Genomic DNA, 17,830 nt, shown 5'->3' on the forward strand with positions numbered 1-17,830 from the left:
GGTTCGATCCCAGCCGGGCGCGAGAAAATATGCCTGTTCAGGCTCTCGGCGGTTTCCCGCTTGCGGTAACGTCCCGGCCCGTTGGTGGCTGTCGCTCGCCCGACCTGCCGAAAGTGCCCGAGGCCGTGTCGCGTCGCCTCGTCGCTGTGCGAGAATCGCCCGCAACGACCACTCCAAGCGTCGATCGCGGCGGCCGTCCGCGCATCGCGCCGACTCCCGATGGCTGCCATTCCGTCTACCTTGACCGCAGTCGATACCCGCGCGCTGACCGACGTGCAGCAGGCGCTGCTCGCGCGTCTGCAAGCCTATTCTCCCGACGATCCGAATGCGCCGCTGCCGTACAGCCGACGGCTCGCCGACGCCGAAGGCTGGTCGCACGCGCACGCGCTGGCCGTGATCGACGAATACAAGCGCTTCGCGTTTCTCGCGCAGGCGGCCGGGCACCCGGTCACGCCGTCGGTCGCGGTCGATGCCGCCTGGCATTTCCATCTCCAGTACACGGTCGAATACTGGGACGTCTTCTGCGCCGGCGTGCTGCACGCGCGGTTGCATCACATGCCCGGCACGGGTGCGCCGGACGAAGCCGCCGTGTACGCGCAGCGCTATCGCGACACGCTCGACAGCTATCGCCGGCTGTTCGGCTGCGAGCCGCCCGAGTCGATCTGGCCGCCGCTCGCCAGCCCGCCCGCCGCATCCGGATCGTCGGAGCCGGTCTTGCCGGCTGAGGGCCGGCCGGAAAAAGCGGATCCGCCGTCCGTCCCGCCCGCCAGCAGAACCTGGCGCAACCGGCTGCCGAAACTCGTGTGGCCGGCGGCCGCCGCGAGCGTCGCCGCGACCTGCGCATCGGCGCAGGACTTCGACGTGCTGAACTACACCGGGCCGCAGTTTCTCGCGTTCTACGTGCCGGCCTGCGTCGTCGCGCTGTTGCTGATCGCGGGCCTGCAATGGATCGAGTACCGGTGGCGGCGCTGGGGCACGCGCACCCGCAAGACGTCCGACGAACTGACGGTCGATGAAGCCGCCTTTCTCACCGGCGGCGAAGCGCGGCTCGCGCAGGTCGTGACGATGTCGCTCGCGCATGCGGGCGCGGTCGAATTGCGAACCGTTCCGAAGCACGGCGCGTATGTGAAGATCGGCGACCTGCAGCGCGCGGGTCCGTACGACGACCATTGTTCGTGGCTGAGCGAGCAGCCGGACGGCGAAGTGCGCTATAGCGCATTTCGCCAGCGGCTCGCGCGGTATGCACTGGAACTGGCCGACGGGCTGCGTGCACAGGGCTGGCTGTGGGCACCCGGCGAGATGCGAGCGTCGCGGCTGGCCGCCCGTGCGATCGTGCTGCTCGTGCTGGGCACCGGCGCCGCGAAACTCGCGGTCGGGCTGAGCCGCGGTCGGCCGGTGCTGCTGCTCGTCATCTGCATGGCGGTGTTCGCGATTGCATACCGGATTCTCGTGCGGCGCCTGACGGGCTTCGGGCAGGGCGGGACGACGGCCGCCGGACAGGCGGCGCTCGTCGCCCGCCGGATCTCGCACGATGCGCGCGCCGTGCACAGCGCGGGCGTGGTGCGGGATGCCGCCGGCACGCCCGACGCGCGCAACGGCGAGCGCGCGGCGGCGGACGACCTGTTGTGGACCGCCGCGCTGTTCGGCGCAGGCGCGCTGGCCGGTACCGCGTGGGCCGCGTACTCGGGCATCGTGCTGGCGCCGCCGCTGTTCGGGGCCGGAGCGGTGAGGACCGGCGGCGGTTCGAGCTCGTCGGACGGCAACTGTTCGTCGTCGAGTTGCAGTTCGTCGAGTTCGTGCAGCTCCAGTTCCAGCTCATGCAGCTCGAGCAGTTGCGGCGGGTGCTCGTCGAGCAACTGAGCGCGAGTGGTGCGAGGGGGCCGATTGATGGCAGGCAGCGCGTCGCAGGTGGAGCGGCGATAAAACGCCATCGGGCGGCTGAGCCCTGCCGACGGAACGGGATGACCTGATGGGGCGACCGATTTTGCGGAAGCCAACGCCGGGGCGCCGTGATAAAAAAAGGACGCTGGCGTCGGGCACCGAAGGAAAGTCCATTCCGACGCCTGGCGCATCCGGCCGCCGATTTGGGATCACGCCAGCCCCATCGACGGAACAGAAGTCAGAACGCCGTTCTTTTTCGTTGTCGAGCGTTGTCGCTCGCTTTCTATACTGCATCGTCCACGATCGCGGCCGATGTGCCGCGTCGTTTCCCAGTCCCGTACCGAGCAGTCTCTGCATCGAGATGCTGCGCCGGCATACTTGCGACCGCAAATGAACGTTACGACCTCCGACGATTGTATTGGCGTGCTGTCCGACCATGCTTGGGCGCAGCATTTCATCGTGATGGGCTACCGGGATGGCGCTTTTTCGGCTATTCCGAACAATTTTTTTCGCAACTGGCTCGACGAAGAGGCACAGGTCGGCACCTTTCATATCGGCCGTTGCTCGACGCTCGGCGTGGGCTCGATCGCGAAGTACGACCAGGGGCAGCAGAAACTCGTGATCGGCAAGAACGTGGCCGGCGGAATGCGCCTGCGATTCCTGCTGAACGGTCAGCACGAGATCCGGACCATTTCCACGACGCTGTTCAGCATCTACGGCAACGGCCTCAACAATGCGTCGATGCCGCAGTATCCCGATACCGTGATCCACAACGACGTCTGGATCGGCGATGAAGCGCTGTTCCTGGGCGGCAGCCAGATCGAGAGCGGATGCGTGATCGGCGCGCGGACCGTCGTTCCGCCCAATTTCCGCACCGAGGCTTACGGGATCTATGCGGGCTCGCCGGCCCGTCTGGTTCGTTTCCGCTTCACGGAGAAAGTGCGCGAACAACTGCTGCAACTCGCGTGGTGGGACATGCCGCTCGACTGGATCAAGCAGAACAACGACGCATTTCTGGTCGATCTCGCTGCCGACGAAGGGCGTGCGCTCGACACGCTCGCGGCGCTCAAGGAGGCCAAGGACCGTGCGGTGAACGAGTCCGTGCAACCGGCCGCCGCACCGGCCCCCATCTAACCGTCCGTTCGCGATGCGCGTCGCGCATCGCCGCATGACATGACGCCTGCTTCCGACGAATCCGCTGCCGTCCAACATGCCGCGGCCCTGTGCCAGAACGGACGGTTCGCCGACGCGCTTTCGCTCGTTGCGCCGCTGCTCGACAGGCCGGCGCCGGCGATTGCGGCGCTGCACGTCGCGGCCGTCTGCGCGCTCGGCCTGAACCGGCTGGCCGATGCGGAAACCTGGTGGCGGCGCGCGATCGACGCGATGCCGACGTTCGATCCGCCGTACGACGGTCTCGGCGCGCTGCTCGTGTCGCAGGGGCGCCTGCCGGAAGCCGAGGCGATCCTGCGCCGGCAGCTCGCGTCCGTCACGCCGTTGCACGCGTCGCACCATCACCGGTTCGGCAAGGTGCTCGAAGCGCTCGGCCGGCTCGATGAAGCCGAACAGGCATTCGGGCAGGCGCTGCTGATCGAGCCGCGGTCCGCCGACGTGCTGACCGATCTCGGCAACCTGCTCCGCGTCCTCGGCCGGCCGGCCGAGGCGGAACTCGCCTACCGGCTCGCGATTGCCGTGCGCGCCGACCACGCGCTCGCCCATGCGAATCTCGGCGCGATCCTCGTCGACATGCAGCGGCTGCCGGAAGCGGAGGCGGCCAGCCGGCAGGCGCTCGCGCTGTGTCCGGACCACCCGGAAGCGCATTACAACCTCGGTGTCGCGCTGCAGAATCTCGATCGCCTGCCTGAAGCGGAAGCGGCCTATCGTGACGCGATCCGCTGCCGCCCCGGCCTGCCGCAGCCGCACAACAATCTCGGCTGCGTCGTGCGTGCGCAGGGCCGCCACGACGAAGCGATGGCCGCGTTCGCCGATGCGCTCGCGCTCGCGCCGGACATGGCCGAAGTGCACTACAACCTCGGCACGACGTTCGCGCATGCCGGCCGTCACGACGACGCCGAACGCGCGTACCGCCGCGCGCTCGAGCTGCGCGCCGACTATGACGATGCGCGTTTCGGGCTGGCGACACTGCTGCTCGGCCTCGGCCGGTTCGAGGAAGGCTGGCGGCGCTACGAATCGCGCTACGAGCAGTCGGCCTTCGTGCATCGCCGGACCCGCGAGGTGCTGCAGTGTGCGCAGTGGCAAGGCGAGCCGCTTGCCGGCAAGACGCTGCTCGTCTGGCAGGAGGACGGCCTGGGCGACATGCTGCAGTTCAGTCGCTATTTCGCGGAGTTTCGCGCACGGCACGCGTCGCGCGTCGTGTTCGCGTGCCAGCCCGCGCTGCATCGGCTGATGGAGACGGTCGACGGCGTCGACGAGGTACTCGATCACGACGCGGCCACGGCGCGCACCACACAATTCGATTACTGGACGAGCCTGCTGAGCGCGCCGATGCACGCGGGCACGACGCTCGGCACGATCCCTCCGCCGGTGCGGCTCGCGCCCGACCCGGCCCGCGTCGCGCGCTGGCGCGCACGCCTCGATGCGCTGCCGGCCGGCCCGCGCGTCGGGCTCGTGTGGAAAGGCAATCCGAAGCATCACAACGATGCGCATCGCTCGCTGCCGTCGCTCGCGTTGCTGACGCCGCTGTGGAGTGTGCCGGGCGTGAATTTCGTGAGCCTGCAGAAGGGGCAGGGTGAGGACGAGGCGCGCCAGCCGCCGGGCGGCCTGCCGTTGCTGCATCTGGGCTCGGACATCGACGATTTCGCCGATACGGCCGCGATCGTCGCGCAGCTCGATCTCGTGGTGTGCGTCGATACGTCGACCGCGCATCTGGCCGCGTCGCTCGGCAAGCCTTGCTGGGTGCTGCTGCCGAATCAGGACGTGGACTGGCGCTGGATGCACGATCGCGAGGATTCGCCGTGGTATCCCGGCACGGTGCGGCTGTTCCGGCGCGGGCGTGATGACAACTGGATCCGGATGGCCGAGCGCATGCGCGAGGCGTTCGCGGCGCATTTCGCGGTCCGTCGCGCGGCGGCGGACGAAACGGCGCGCATCGCCTGACCAGATGGTGCGTGCCGCGCGGGCGCGGCGACACGGCATACTGCGGGGAACGCGGTTATGCCGCCCCCGCATTTCAGATCAATCGAGGCCCTCGTGGAAAACATCGTCATCGTCGGCTCGTCCGGTCACGCAAAGGTCGTGATCGACATCGTCGAACAGGCCGGCCAGTACCGGATCGCCGGGCTGATCGACGCGTTCCGGCCCCGCGGCGAGGAGACGCTCGGCTACGCGGTGCTGGGCACCGAGCGCGACCTGCCGGACCTGATCGCCCTGCACGGGATCGCCGGGCTGCTGGTCGCCATCGGCGACAACCACGCGCGCGAGAAAGTGACGGCCGATCTCGCGGCGCTCGTGCCCGGCTTGCCGTGCGTGTCGGCGGTGCATCCGGCCGCCCGCATCGGCAAGGCGTCGACGATCGGCGCGGGCACGGTCGTGATGGCCGGCGTGGTGATCAATCCGTGCTGCGCGATCGGCGACGGGTGCATCGTCAACACGAATGCGTCGCTGGACCACGACGGCGTGATGGAGGATTTCTCGAGCCTCGCGCCAGGCGTCGTCACGGGCGGCAATTGCCGGATCGGCCAGGGCGCGGCGATCGGCCTCGGCGCGATGCTGCGGCACAGGATCGCGGTCGGCGAGCACAGCGTCGTCGGCGCGGGCGCGGTCGTGCTGCGCGACGTCGAGCCGTACACGGTCGCGTACGGCAATCCGGCGCGCCGGATCCGCGCGCGCGCGGCCGGCGAGCGTTACCTGTAAGCGCCGCGCGTCAGTGCGCGATCAGCTCGACGATACGACGGACCATGTCGTCGGTGAGCGCCGGGTAGATCGGCAGGCACAGCACCTTGCGCGCGGCTTCCGACGCGACGGGCAGGTTGTCGCGGTTCGCGGACGGCAGCCCGCGATACATCGGGAATTCCGAAATCAGCGGGTGGAAGTAGCGGCGCGCGTACACGTCGTAGTCGCGCAGCTTCTGATACAGCGCATCGCGGTCGAGCGGATAGTCTTCGTCGACGAGGATCGCGAAATACGCGTGGTTCGCGACGGTCTGGCCGCCGAGCGGCACGCAGCGGATGCCGCGCACGTCGCCCAGCAGCGTGCGGTACAGCGTGTCGATTTCGCGGCGGCGCGCGAGCGCGCCGTCGATGTGCTGCAGCTGGAGCATCCCGAAGGCGGCGTTGATCTCGCTCATCTTGCCGTTGATGCCGGGCGCGACGACCGTGACTTCGTCGACGAAACCGAAGTTCTTCAGGTGGTCGATCCGCTGCTTGGTCTTCGCGTCCGGGCAGATTATCGCGCCGCCTTCGAACGTGTTGAACACCTTCGTCGCATGGAAGCTCAGCACCGACAGGTCGCCGTGGGTGAGCACGCTGCCGCTGGCGTTTTGCACGCCGAACGCATGCGCCGCGTCGTAGATCACGCGCAGGTTGTAGTTGTCGGCGATCTTCTGGATCGCGTCGACGTCGCACGGGTTGCCGTAGCAGTGCACGGGCAGGATCGCGGTGGTCTGCGGCGTGATCGCCGCCTCGATGCGCGCGGGGTCGAGATTGAGCGTGCCGGGCGTGACGTCGACGAATACCGGCTTGATGCCGTTCCACAGCAGTGAATGCGCGGTCGCGACGAATGAGTACGGCGTCGTGATCACCTCGCCGGTGATGCGCAGCGCCTGCAGCGCGGTGACGAGCGCGAGCGTGCCGTTCGCGAACAGCGACAGGTACGGCACACCGAGATACTCGCACAGCGCGCGTTCGAACTGCTGGTGGAACGGGCCGCCGTTGGTCAGCGTCCGGCTCTCCCAGATCTTCTCGAGATAGGGCAGGAATTCCTCGAGCGGCGGCAGGTGCGGCTGCGTGACGTAGATGCGTTCGTGCGGCAGTTGCGCGACGGACGACGCGGGCAGGCTGGCGGTCATGGTGATCTCTCTCGATAACGCGTGGAGCTCAGGCCTCGGCCGCGGCCTGTGCGGTGGCCGTGTCGTCGAACAGCGGCGTGTCGAATGCGGTGACGGGCTCGTCCGCGCACCAGCGGGTCCACATCGTGCGCAGCGCCGACGACAAGCCGGCCGCGACGACGGCCGGCCGGAACGCGGCGGATTGCCCGCAGCGCGCACGCAGGCCCGTGCGCAGCGCCTGCAGCGCGGCGGTGTCGTGACCGAGCGCCAGCGCCTTCGCGACGAACGCGTCCTCGCCATCGGTGATGTACGCGTCGAGTCCGACGTGCTGCAACCAGCCCGCGCTGCCGCGTCCGGCGAGCGTCGGGCCGGAGATCGTCACGGTCGGCACGCCCATCCACAGCGCGTTCAGCGTGGTCGTCGAACCCGTGTACGGGAACGTGTCGAGACAGAGATCGACGCCGTGATGCTGCTGCATGTAGACAGGAATGTTCGAGCGCCGGTGGAAGGTCAGGCGGCCGGCATCGATGCCCGCGGCAGCGAACCATTCGGTCAGCGCTTGCTGGTCGCCATCGTTGCCGATCGCGCCGAGCGCCATGCGCGCGGTCGGATCCGCATGCAGCACGCGCGCCCAGACGTCGATCACGTGCGGGCTCAGCTTGTTCAGGCGGTTGAAGCTGCCGTAGGTCGTATAGCCGTTGTGCAGCGCCGGCAGCAGGTTGACCGGCGGACAGTTCGGCGGCGGCATGTACGGCGCGATCGCGGGCAGCCGCACGATCTGCTCGACGAACTGGTCGTCGAATGCGCCGTACGGTGCGACGAAGCGGTCCGTCAGGTAGTAGTCCATCTCGGCGAGGCCGGTCGTGGCCGGATAGCCGATCCACGACGCTTGAACCGGTGCCGCGCGCTGCGCCAGCGCGACGAGCCGGTTGCGGCCGGTGTGGCCCGACAGGTCGATCACGATGTCGATCCGGTCGTTGCGCAGGCGCTCGAGGAAGGCCTGATCGCTCATGCCGGCGACGTTGCGCCAGTTCGTCGCGTGCGCCTTGAAGCGTTCGGACGTCTGATCTTCCTCGACGTGATTGTGATAGAAGTGCATCGCGATGCCGGGATCGGTCGCGAGATGCTCGATCACGGGCACCGCGTAGGAGGCGACCGCGTGACCGAATAGGTCACCCGACACGAAGCCGATCTGCAACTGGCGCGCCGGATCCCGTGAGTTCGAGAAACCGGCCGTACGCTTGCGTTTGTGGTTGTCGTAACGCTGGCCGAACTTGCGGTGTTCGTCGACGAGCGCTTGCGGACCGAAATCGCTGCTGTGCGCAATGCAGAACAGCATGCTGCTGTGGGTCACGCTGTCGGTCGGGTCGAGTTCGATCGCACGCCGCAGCCAGCCGAGCGCCTCCTGCGTGGCGCCCATTTCGAGCAGCACGAACCCGAGCGTGCCGTTCGGGGCGGGGTGGCCGGGTGCGAGCTCGACCGCGCGCCGGCAGGCGGCGATCGCTTCATCGGTGCGGCGCAGCGCGAACAGCACCAGGCCCTGGATCCGCAGCCCCTCGGGGTGGTTCGGCTGGAGCTCGAGCAGGCGCCGGCACTGTTCGTCGGCTTCCGCAAGACGGCTCATCACGCGCAGCGTATCGGCAAGCAGGATGCGCACGAGCACTTCGTCCGGCAGCAATTCGACCGTGCGCAGGCCGGCGTCGATCATCTCCGCGTAGCGGCCGTCCTTGTGCAGCGACGCGGACAGCGCGCGCCAGCATGCGCCGTCGTCCGGATACTCGGCGACAAGCCGTTGCGCATGCGCGGTGGCTTCCGCGAACTTGCCCTTGGCGAACAATGCCGCGTGTTTCTGCCGCAGGTTCTGATTCGCGCGTCGGACCGGCTTGCCGGCGTCGTGGTGCACGGCCGTACCGTCGGCGGTTTCCGCGATGATGGCCGCCTCGACACCACTCGGTACCGCGGCTGCCACCGCCGCAGTCGCGAGCACCGTGTCGGGCATCGCCATCTGTGCAATCAGCCCGTCGAGCGCGGGGCCGCGCACGCCGCGCTGTTGCGCGATCTCGACGGCGATCCATGCGGCTGGCGTCTGCCCGCTGCGATGCAGCGCGTGAATGTAGCTGACCCAGTAGTAGCCGTTGGCCGGGTTCGCGCCGAGCGCGGCTTCGAAATGCGGCACCGCGTCGGCCGGGCGGCCCGTATCGACCAGCAGCACCGCGAGGTTGTAGTGAGCGTCCGCGTTGGCCGGTACCGCGTCGAGGATCGCCTCGTACAACGCCCGCGCTTCGTCGAAAGCGCCGCTGCGCTGGCGCTCGAGCGCATTGTCCATGACGAGCGCGATGTCCTGCGCAAGCTGCTGTTCGGGCGTAAGTGTGGCGGAGGCGGACAGTTCGAACGAGAGCATGATGAAATCTGCGGAGAGTCGGTCGATACCATTATGGGTAGCGTGCCGCCGCGCCGATGCCGCGAGGTGACGGTAAAAGCCCGGTCAGTTTGGCCGATTGAACGGGGGGCCGCGGCACGGGCGCCCCGGCGGGTGGCGCAAAAAAAACGCCCGCGCGAGGCGGGCGGAGGCGAACGAGCACGCCCTCACTTCAGCGCGTAGTTCTTGTTGTCGGGTTGGCGCGCGCGATCGGGCGCGGCGCCGGGTGTGCGTTAGCGGTTCGCGATGGTCTGGTACTGGCCGACGGCCTGCACGCGGCTCATCGCCGCCTGGTATTCGTCGGTCAGCTCCTGCTGCGCGCGCTGCGCGTCGATGAAGATGCGGTCGTTGCTGGTCTGCATGCGGCGGATCGCGGCGATGCCGTCGGGCTGCTGGACGGCCGCGAGCAACGCGACGAGCGACCAGCGCGCATCGACGAGGCGCACCGCCTCGGTCCAGTCGGCCATCGCGGCCGCGTGTTCGATCGCATCGGTGAGTGCGTCGATCTGCGCAATCAGTTCGGTCTGTTCCATCTGGACTCTCCTGTCCGGCTAGCGATCAGCTCTTGTTGTTCGACATCGCGCCGGCGCTGTTCGCGCCGCCGAACAGCTGCGTCAGGTACTGAGCGTTGCTGTTCATCGTCGCCATCAGCGTGTTGAGCGCGGTGAACTGGGCCTGGTACTGGGTGGTCAGCTGGGCGACGTAGTTCGACAGGTTCGACTGCTGCTGCGTAACGCTCTTCAGGTCGTTGTTGAGCGCCGTCGTGCGCGCGGCGATCAGGCCATTCGTCTGCGTGTAGTTCGTGATGTTGGTCGTCAACTGCTGACCGATCCCGGTCTTGGAGTTGAACAGGGTCGCAACGCCGGACGGGTTGCTTTGCAGCGCGCCGTTGAGCGCCGTGTTGTCGACCTGCAGCGTGCCGTCGGCCTGCAGCGTGACGCCGATCGACGCGAGGTTGACTGTCGAGCCGCTGCCATTCGCACCGCTGCCGCTCACGCCGCTTGCGACGATCGACGCGAGTGCGTTGTTGATCGTGTTCAGCGTCGAGTCGCCGAGCAGCGGGCCTTGCGACGATGCGCCGGACGTGAAGCTCGACAGCGAGCCCATCGTCGTGACGAGCGTGTTGTACAGCGTCGCGAAGTTGTTGATCGCGGCCGCCTGGGATTTGGTGTCGGTCGCGACCGTCAGCGTCTGGGTCTGGCTCGCATTGACCGCGGCGCTGGTCAGGTTCAGCGTGACGCCGGTGATCGCGCTCGTCACGGTGTTGCTTGCGCTCGTGCCGGCGATGCCGTTGATCGTGAATGCGGCGTCCTGCGCGGCCGTGCTTTGCTTCCATGCGGCGCTGCCGTTCGCGGACGTGAAGGTCGACTGCCCGCCCGTCGTGCTGGCCGTCGACGTGACGCCGAGGCTGGACAGGCCGTTGTCGCCGGATACGTTGCTGAGCGCGACGCTGATCGTGTTCGCCGCGCCGGTCGGCGTCGAGCTGAGCACGAGGTGCGCGCCGTCGCTGCCGTTGACGACCGATGCGACGATGCCCGGGTTGCCGGTCGTATTGTTGATCGCGGCGGCGATGCCGGACAGCGTGTTGTTCGTGCTGTTCACGTTGACCGTGAACGACTGGCTGCCGAGCGACAGCGTCATCGTGCCGGTGCCGAGCGCCGTCGACGAACCGAAGGCTGCCGACGACAGCGACTGCGACGTCGCGATCTGCGTGACGCCGAGCGAATAGCTGCCGGCGACGGCACCGGCGCCCGCGGTCGCGGTGACGCCGGTGCCGCTTGCGGTCGCGGTGAAGGTGTTCTGCAGCGAGCCGTTCGACAGTGTCGTGAGGCTGGCCTGCAGCGCGCTCAGCGCGGCCGAAAGGGCGCCGAACGCGGAAATCTGGGTGTTATCGCTGCTCTGCTGCGCGCTGAGCGCGGCGGCCTGACCGGCGGTCTTTGCATTGACGAGCGCCGTCACGAGCGAGTTGACGTCCATCGACGAGTTGCCGGTCGAACCGCTGATGATCGATTGGGCAGCCTGCTGCAGCTGGCTGTTGGCCGAGTTGTTGGCGGCATTGACGGCGGAATTGATCGTCGACATCGTGTTGCTCCGTGCGGCGGATGATCCGTGGAATTCTGGGTGAAGACCTGGCGGCGGGGCAAGGCCCCGCGCGCCAAGTGCTTGCGGCCGGGCCGCGCGTTACACGGGGCCCGGCCGCTGGTTGCTACGCGATTACTGCAGGAGCTTCAGGACCTGCTGCGGCAGCGAGTTCGCTTGTGCGAGCACCGAGATGCCTGCTTGCTGCAGCACCTGGTTCTTCGACATGTTCGCGGTTTCCTGCGCGAAGTTCGCGTCGGTGATCTGCGACTGTGCCGACGACAGGTCGGTCGATTCTGCCTGCTGCGACGTTGCGATCGCCGTGAAGCGGTTTTGCGCCGCGCCGAGTGCTGCTTGCAGGTTGTTCACCGTTTGCAGTGCGTTGTCGATCGACACCATCGCGACGTTAGCGCCGCTGACCGTGCTGATGTCGAGGCCCGACACGGTTGCCGGCTTGTTGACGGCGTTGATCTGCGCGACGGCGTTCGTGATCGCGGTGAGCGATGCTGCCGACATGCTCGAGCTGGTTGCGCTCGCGCTGATCGCGATCTGCGTGACGGCTGCACCGTTGGACGCGGTACCGGCCGACGTCGTGAAGATCGCCGATGCCGTTGCACCGGTGATCGCCGTGCCGTTCTGGTCGGTGAACGTGAAGCCGCCCTTGCCGTCCGACGTCACGTTGACGGCCGTGATCGCTGCGCCCGACGACGTGTACTTGCCGGTCGAGTCGAGGCTCAGGCCCGTGACCGTGCCGACCGTCTGACCCGTCTGGACGACGCCGCCGCCGATCTGTGCGGCCGACATGCTTTGGCTCAGGTCCAGCGAGATCGTCTGGCCGACGTTCGCGCCAACCTGGAACGACACGATGCCTGCGTTGCCGTTCAGGATGTTCGTGCCGTTGTACGTCGTTTGCGACGCGATACGGTTCACTTCCTGGATCTGCTGCGCGACTTCCTGTTGCAGTGCTGCCTGGTCGGTCGTGGACATCGTGCCCGTCGACGCCTGGACGGCCAGCTGGCGGATACGTTGCAGGCTGTTGGTCAGCGACGACAGTGCGCTCGATGCCGTTTGAATCATCGACACGCCGTCGTTCGCGTTCGACACGCCCTGGTTCAGACCGTTGATCTGCGTCTGCATCCGGGTCGAGATCGCGAGGCCTGCTGCGTCGTCCGCTGCGCTGTTGATGCGCTTGCCCGACGACAGGCGGGTGATTGCCTGCGACAGGGCGTTCTGCGAGCCGTTGAGGTTCTGCTGTGCAACCAGCGAGTTGATGTTGCTGTTAATTCCGAGCATGGAAAATCTCCTGTTTAAGCCGAAAGCCCTGGAAAGCCGTTTTGGCGTCGGCGGAAGCACTCGTTCATTGCTGGCCGCCTCAGAGCAGGATTTCGGCGTACCAAAACAAAACTTGAGGGGCACGTTGAGATTCGGCCCGATTTTTTATCCTTCTTTGTCATTTCGGACGGGCCCGGCCGGACTGCCCGGTTAACGGGGGCAGAGACCGGCCCGCCGACGGAGTGGCAACGCTGTGCACACGGAATCGACAAAAGGATGGTTTTGTCTGTGATTCCCTGATATGATGGCGGGCTGAATTGAGATTTTCTGTCACGCCTCTGCCGTTTTTCGGCATGTTTGCTGGCAGTCAAACGCGGCGCTGCACGCGGTTGTGAAGCGTACTCGCGGTGCTTTCCGCCTCTCTTTTCCGGCCTCCGAGGCCGTATTTCCGCTCGTTTCGCCTGTTGTGGGGACGCTCGGATGGCCGGTGCGTGGCGCTTGGCCGCTACGTTTTTGACCGTATAAGCAATTTAGGAACGACATGACGACGATTCTTCTGAAAGAAAACGAGCCGTTCGAAGTGGCGATTCGCCGCTTTCGTCGCGCTATCGAAAAAAACGGCCTGATCGCTGAACTGCGCGAGCGCCAGTCTTACGAAAAGCCGACCGCAGTCCGCAAGCGCAAGAAGGCAGCAGCCGTCAAGCGCCTGCACAAGCGCCTGCGCAGCCAGATGCTGCCGAAGAAGCTCCACTAAGAGCGTCTTCTGGTTCGCCGCGAAACGGCGGAGTGTGCTTCGAAAGAAGCCGCTCCGCCGTTTTGCTTTTGGTGGCCGGGAAAGGCCTGGGGCCGCGGCGTCGCCGGGCGAATCGCCCGCGTACGCAAGCGACGCGGCGAAGCTGGCCAGGGCGGCGACCAGGCAGCATGGGAGAGCAGGAAGGCGGGCGAAGCCGGCAATCATCGCGAATGAGCAATAACGAAAACAAGAATCATTCGCGTTTAGTTAAAATGCCGCGCATCGTATCGACATCCGTCGAACGCGCAACACTTCCATGCCGTGTGCAAGGGCATCCAGCCTCGCCTGGGGCGGCCGGCTCTTGTGCGGCGCCTGACATCAAATGACCTGGATCCCGTCGAATCGGGGCCGCCGCTCGTGCCGGCCCGTCTTCCGTTTGCATTGCCCGCGATGAATGCGTTCCTGCGACCGTTTCTCGTCCGTCTGCATCGCTGGTTCGGCCTGGCCATCGCGCTGTTCCTGTTCGTCGCGGGGCTCACCGGTGCGCTGATCGCTTGGGACCACGAGCTTGATGCGGCGCTGAACCCGGATTTCTACGTCGCCCACAGCGGCGCTGCACCGCTTGCGCCGCTCGCGCTTGCGGCGCGCATCGAGGCCGCCGACCCACGCATGCAGGTGACCTATCTGCCGCTCGCGGTCGAATCGGGGCACACGCTGCAGGCGGGCGTGATGCCGCGCACCGATCCGGCGACCGGCCGGCCGCACGCGCTCGATTTCAGCCAGATCGCCGTTGATCCCGCGACCGGTGCGGTGCAGGGCCGTCGCGAATGGGGGGCGCTATCGGTCGCGCGGCTCGACCTGATGCCGTTCATCTACCGGTTGCACTACTCGCTGTTCCTGCCCGTGTACGGCGGGATCGACTTCGGGTTCTGGGTGATGGGCGTAGTCGGCATCGTGTGGGCGATCGACAGCCTGATCGCGCTCGTGCTCGCGTTTCCGAACCTGAAAAGCTGGCGCAAGTCGTTCGCGTTCCGCGTGCGGCGCGGCGGTTATCCGCTCGTGTTCGACCTGCACCGGTCGGGCGGCGTCTGGGTGTGGGGGTTGCTGCTCGTGGTTGCGGTCACATCGATCTCGATGAATCTCGGCAATCCGCTCGTGCGGCCGCTCGTGTCGCTGTTCTCGCCGCTCGCCGAAACGCCTTACACGAATCCCGAGCACTTCCCGCCCGCGCCGCCGGGCAGCAAGGTGCTGCCGCGCGAGCGGATCGTCGAGATCGCGCGTTCGGCCGGGCGCGACGCGGGGATCGTCGCGCCTCCCGGTGCGCTGTTGTTCGCGCCGGCGATGAATGTTTATGCGGTCGGGTTCTTCACGCCCGGCAACGACCACGGCGACGTCGGGTTCGGCAATGCGTGGCTTTACTGGGACGCGGTGACCGGCAAGCCCGTCGCCGCCCAGGTGCCGGGCCACGGCTCGGCCGGCGACCTGTTCATGCAGGCGCAGTTTCCGTTGCACTCGGGGCGGATCGCCGGCGTCGCGGGCCGCGTCGCGGTGAGCGTGCTCGGCGTCGTCATCGCGATGCTGAGCGTGACGGGCATCTGCATCTGGGTGAAGAAGCGCAGCGCGCGCGTGCGGGCTGCGCGGAGCACGCGGACAGTCGTGCCGGCGTCGTCGCGCGCCGCGCGGTAGGCGGGACAACTGCGGGGTTGAGGCGACTGCTGGGCGGCCGGCGGGGGCCGGTGCCGACGTCGTCAGCCCGCCTTGCGCCGACGTGCCGGCTGTTTGCCGCCGAGCGCCGCGCACGGCGCGTGGCACGGGCAATCGACCTCGTGATCGTTGACCATGCCGGTCGCCTGCATCAGCGCGTAGCAGATCGTCGAACCGACGAACTTGCAGCCGTATGCCTTCAGCGCCTTGCTGAGCGCGTCGGACTGCTCGGTCGACGCGGGTGCGTCGCGGTACGACTGCCACGCGTTCTGGACCGGCGTGTCGCCGACGAACGACCACAGGAACGCGGCGAGCGACCCGTGCTCTTCGCGGATGCGCTGCACGGCGCGCGCGTTGGTCACCGCGGATTCGACCTTTGCGCGGTTGCGCACGATGCCGGGGTTCTCCAGCAGCTTCTCGATGCGTTTCGGCGTGAAGCGAGCGACGGCATCGACATCGAAATCGGCGAATGCCTCGCGATAACCCGCGCGCTTGTTCAGGATCGTCGACCAGGACAGCCCGGCCTGCGCCCCTTCGAGAATCAGCATTTCGAACAGGTGGCGATCGTCGTGCGACGGCCGCCCCCACTCGGTATCGTGATAGTGAGCGTCCGCTTCCGACTTTACCCAGTTGCACCGCTGCGACATCGTCTGCCTCGTTTTCAGTGTCGATTCGATCGCGCCAGCATAGCGGAAGCCCTTTTCACGGGATAGCCGGCCGAACGGCAGATGGGCGCGCGGCGCCGATCCGGTTAAGCTTGGCGCCTGTTCGAATCAGCGGGATGAAGGCATGGCGGCATTACTTTTTGCGATCGGCATCGACGGCGGCGGCTCGGGAACACGCGCGGTGCTGGCAGACCGGCAAGGGCGCGAGCTCGCGCAGGGGCGCGGCGGCCCGTCGGGGCTCGGTCTCGGCATCGAGCGCGCGTGGGCGTCGATCGGCGCGGCCTGCGCGGACGCATTCACGCAAGCCGGTTTCGCGTTCGAATGGTCGCAGTGTGCACTTGGCTGCGGGCTTGCGGGCGTCAACAATGCGGCGTGGCTCGCCGCGTTCCGCGCGCAGGCGCCGCTCGGTGCGCTCGCGGTCGAGAGCGACGCCTATACGACCGTCGTCGGCGCGCACGGCGGCGCGCCGGGGCTCATCGTCGCGCTCGGCACTGGCAGCATCGCGGCGGCGCTCGATGCGGCCGGCGCCTGCCGGATCGCCGGCGGCTTCGGCTTTCCGTCCGGCGACGAGGCGAGCGGCGCGTGGCTCGGCGTGCGCGCGCTCGCGTACGCGCAACAGGCGCTCGACGGCCGTGTGCCGCGGGATGCATTCGCCGACGCGCTGCTCGCGGAAACGGGCGCGCAGGATCGCGACGCGCTCGTCCAGTGGTCGTGCGATGCGAACCAGACAATCTACGCGCGCCTCGCGCCGATCGTGTTCGCGCACCGCTCGCATCCGGTCGCGAGCGCGCTGATCGCGCAGGCGGGCGACGAGATCGGCAAGATGATCGATGCGCTCGATCCGCAACAGGCACTGCCGGTCGCGCTGTGCGGCGGGTTGGCGGACGCGCTCGCACCGGCCGTGCCGGCGCGCCACGCCGCGCGGCTGCGCGCGCCGCTCGACGATTCCGCGCACGGCGCGCTGCGGCTCGCGCTGCAGGCGCTGCGGGCGGCGGAGGGCGGCTGAAGGCAGCTGAAGGTGCTTGACGGTGCGCTGAAGCAGGTCCGCCGGCGGCGATCGACCGGGAACCGTCCGGCGCGCAATCGGGCACGACGTTAAAATGGCCGTTCCGCAGAGCCCTGAGCGCCATTCTTCCGTCCCATGTACAAAGTCATCGCCACCGATCTCGACGGTACCCTGCTGAACAGCGACCACCAGCTCGATCCGTACACGATCGACACCGTCCGCCGGCTCGACGGCGACGGCCTGCAGTTCGTGATCGCCACGGGGCGCCATTACGCGGACGTCGCCGGCATTCGCGACGTGCTCGGCATCCGGCCGTACCTGATCACGTCGAACGGCGCGCGCGTGCATGCGCCGGACGACACGATGATCCACGCGCAGGACATCGATCCCGCGATTGTCCGTGGCCTCGTGCAGCCGGACGTCGTCGGCGCGCACGGCCGCGTGATCGTCAACCTGTTCACCAACCAGGGATGGCTGATCGACCGCGATGCGCCGCACCTGCTCGAATTCCACCAGGATTCGGGCTTCCGGTACGACGTGATCGACATGACCGCGCACGACGGCGCGAATATCGCGAAGGTGCTGTATATCGGCGAGCCGGCCGATCTGGCGGTCGTCGCCGAGCAGATGCGCGTGCGCTTCGGCGATGCGCTGTACGTCACGTACTCGCTGCCCGACTGTCTCGAAGTGATGACCGCGAACGTGTCGAAGGGCCGCGCGCTGCGCACGGTGCTCGCGCGGCTCGGCGTCGACACCGGCCACTGCATCGCGTTCGGCGACAACATGAACGATATCGACCTGCTTGAAACCGCCGGTCACGCGTTCATGATGAACAACGCGAATCCCGACCTGGTCGCGCGGCTGCCGCACATCCCGCGGATCGGCAACAACTTCGACGCGGGCGTCGCCCGCCACCTGCGCACGCTGTTCTCGCTCGAGGGCAACGTCGCCGCCTCCTGAGCGCGCTGCTCGAGCGCGTTTCCCGAGCGGAAATGAAAAACGGGCGCCAGGGGCGCCCGTCGAAATTGCTTGCCTCGTGTTCTTGGACAGCGTGAGGCTCGCTGCTCTG

15 protein-coding genes are annotated in these 17,830 nt (G+C 67.5%); 9 read left to right on the top strand and 6 right to left on the bottom strand.

What is annotated here, in order from left to right; translation table 11 throughout:
- The first annotated feature begins 219 nt into the window (after nt 1-219).
- The 4 genes from VL15_RS20270 (at nt 220) to VL15_RS20285 (ending at nt 5,751) form a co-directional block, all read left to right on the top strand.
- The gene (locus VL15_RS20270) at nt 220-1,860 is read left to right on the top strand and encodes a TIGR04222 domain-containing membrane protein (RefSeq protein ID WP_048248099.1); all 1,641 of its coding nucleotides are present in this window, start codon (nt 220-222) and stop codon (nt 1,858-1,860) included.
- A gap of 411 nt (nt 1,861-2,271) precedes the next feature.
- Nucleotides 2,272-3,015, top strand: a complete 744-nt coding sequence (locus VL15_RS20275; RefSeq protein ID WP_048248100.1) for an acetyltransferase — start codon at nt 2,272-2,274, stop codon at nt 3,013-3,015.
- Nucleotides 3,016-3,054: 39 nt separating this feature from the next.
- On the top strand, nt 3,055-4,995 hold the full coding sequence (locus VL15_RS20280) for a tetratricopeptide repeat protein (RefSeq protein WP_048248101.1): 1,941 nt from the start codon (nt 3,055-3,057) through the stop codon (nt 4,993-4,995).
- Nucleotides 4,996-5,088: 93 nt separating this feature from the next.
- Nucleotides 5,089-5,751 (top strand): acetyltransferase, encoded by a 663-nt coding sequence (locus tag VL15_RS20285; protein ID WP_048248102.1) that lies wholly within the window; start codon nt 5,089-5,091, stop codon nt 5,749-5,751.
- 10 nt (nt 5,752-5,761) lie between these two features.
- Here VL15_RS20285 and vioA read toward each other — a convergent pair whose 3' ends face one another.
- From vioA to VL15_RS20310, 5 genes are all read right to left on the bottom strand, one after another.
- Nucleotides 5,762-6,904 (bottom strand): dTDP-4-amino-4,6-dideoxy-D-glucose aminotransferase VioA, encoded by a 1,143-nt coding sequence (vioA, locus tag VL15_RS20290; protein WP_048248103.1) that lies wholly within the window; start codon nt 6,902-6,904, stop codon nt 5,762-5,764.
- A gap of 28 nt (nt 6,905-6,932) precedes the next feature.
- Nucleotides 6,933-9,284 carry a tetratricopeptide repeat protein gene (locus tag VL15_RS20295; RefSeq protein ID WP_048248104.1) on the bottom strand — a complete coding sequence of 784 codons (2,352 nt, stop codon included), beginning with the start codon at nt 9,282-9,284 and terminating at the stop codon, nt 6,933-6,935.
- A gap of 251 nt (nt 9,285-9,535) precedes the next feature.
- On the bottom strand, nt 9,536-9,835 hold the full coding sequence (locus tag VL15_RS20300) for a flagellar protein FliT (protein ID WP_048248105.1): 300 nt from the start codon (nt 9,833-9,835) through the stop codon (nt 9,536-9,538).
- 25 nt (nt 9,836-9,860) lie between these two features.
- Nucleotides 9,861-11,384, bottom strand: coding sequence for a flagellar filament capping protein FliD (fliD, locus tag VL15_RS20305; protein ID WP_048248106.1), 1,524 nt, complete (start codon nt 11,382-11,384; stop codon nt 9,861-9,863).
- Between the two features lie 132 nt (nt 11,385-11,516).
- On the bottom strand, nt 11,517-12,674 hold the full coding sequence (locus VL15_RS20310; RefSeq protein WP_048248107.1) for a flagellin: 1,158 nt from the start codon (nt 12,672-12,674) through the stop codon (nt 11,517-11,519).
- Here VL15_RS20310 and VL15_RS42750 point away from each other — a divergent pair.
- The 3 genes from VL15_RS42750 (at nt 12,673) to VL15_RS20320 (ending at nt 15,072) form a co-directional block, all read left to right on the top strand.
- Complete coding sequence (locus VL15_RS42750; protein WP_196319606.1) at nt 12,673-12,867, top strand: hypothetical protein; 195 nt, start codon at nt 12,673-12,675, stop codon at nt 12,865-12,867. The genes VL15_RS20310 and VL15_RS42750 overlap by 2 nt on opposite strands.
- Nucleotides 12,868-13,194: 327 nt before the next feature.
- On the top strand, nt 13,195-13,407 hold the full coding sequence (rpsU, locus tag VL15_RS20315) for a 30S ribosomal protein S21 (RefSeq protein WP_006401410.1): 213 nt from the start codon (nt 13,195-13,197) through the stop codon (nt 13,405-13,407).
- A gap of 429 nt (nt 13,408-13,836) precedes the next feature.
- Nucleotides 13,837-15,072 carry a PepSY-associated TM helix domain-containing protein gene (locus VL15_RS20320; RefSeq protein ID WP_048248108.1) on the top strand — a complete coding sequence of 412 codons (1,236 nt, stop codon included), beginning with the start codon at nt 13,837-13,839 and terminating at the stop codon, nt 15,070-15,072.
- Nucleotides 15,073-15,134: 62 nt separating this feature from the next.
- Here the strand turns inward: VL15_RS20320 and VL15_RS20325 are convergent, their stop codons facing one another.
- Nucleotides 15,135-15,737, bottom strand: coding sequence for a DNA-3-methyladenine glycosylase I (locus VL15_RS20325; protein ID WP_048248109.1), 603 nt, complete (start codon nt 15,735-15,737; stop codon nt 15,135-15,137).
- A gap of 142 nt (nt 15,738-15,879) precedes the next feature.
- Between VL15_RS20325 and VL15_RS20330 the strand changes: the two genes are divergently transcribed.
- Together VL15_RS20330 and VL15_RS20335 are read left to right on the top strand one after the other, a co-directional pair.
- Nucleotides 15,880-16,761 (top strand): BadF/BadG/BcrA/BcrD ATPase family protein, encoded by an 882-nt coding sequence (locus tag VL15_RS20330; RefSeq protein WP_048248110.1) that lies wholly within the window; start codon nt 15,880-15,882, stop codon nt 16,759-16,761.
- 135 nt (nt 16,762-16,896) lie between these two features.
- Nucleotides 16,897-17,721 carry a Cof-type HAD-IIB family hydrolase gene (locus VL15_RS20335; RefSeq protein ID WP_048248111.1) on the top strand — a complete coding sequence of 275 codons (825 nt, stop codon included), beginning with the start codon at nt 16,897-16,899 and terminating at the stop codon, nt 17,719-17,721.
- The last annotated feature ends 109 nt before the right edge of the window (nt 17,722-17,830 follow it).

Origin of the sequence: Burkholderia cepacia (genome assembly GCF_001039005.1) — a bacterium.
GTDB classification, from domain to species: domain Bacteria; phylum Pseudomonadota; class Gammaproteobacteria; order Burkholderiales; family Burkholderiaceae; genus Burkholderia; species Burkholderia theae.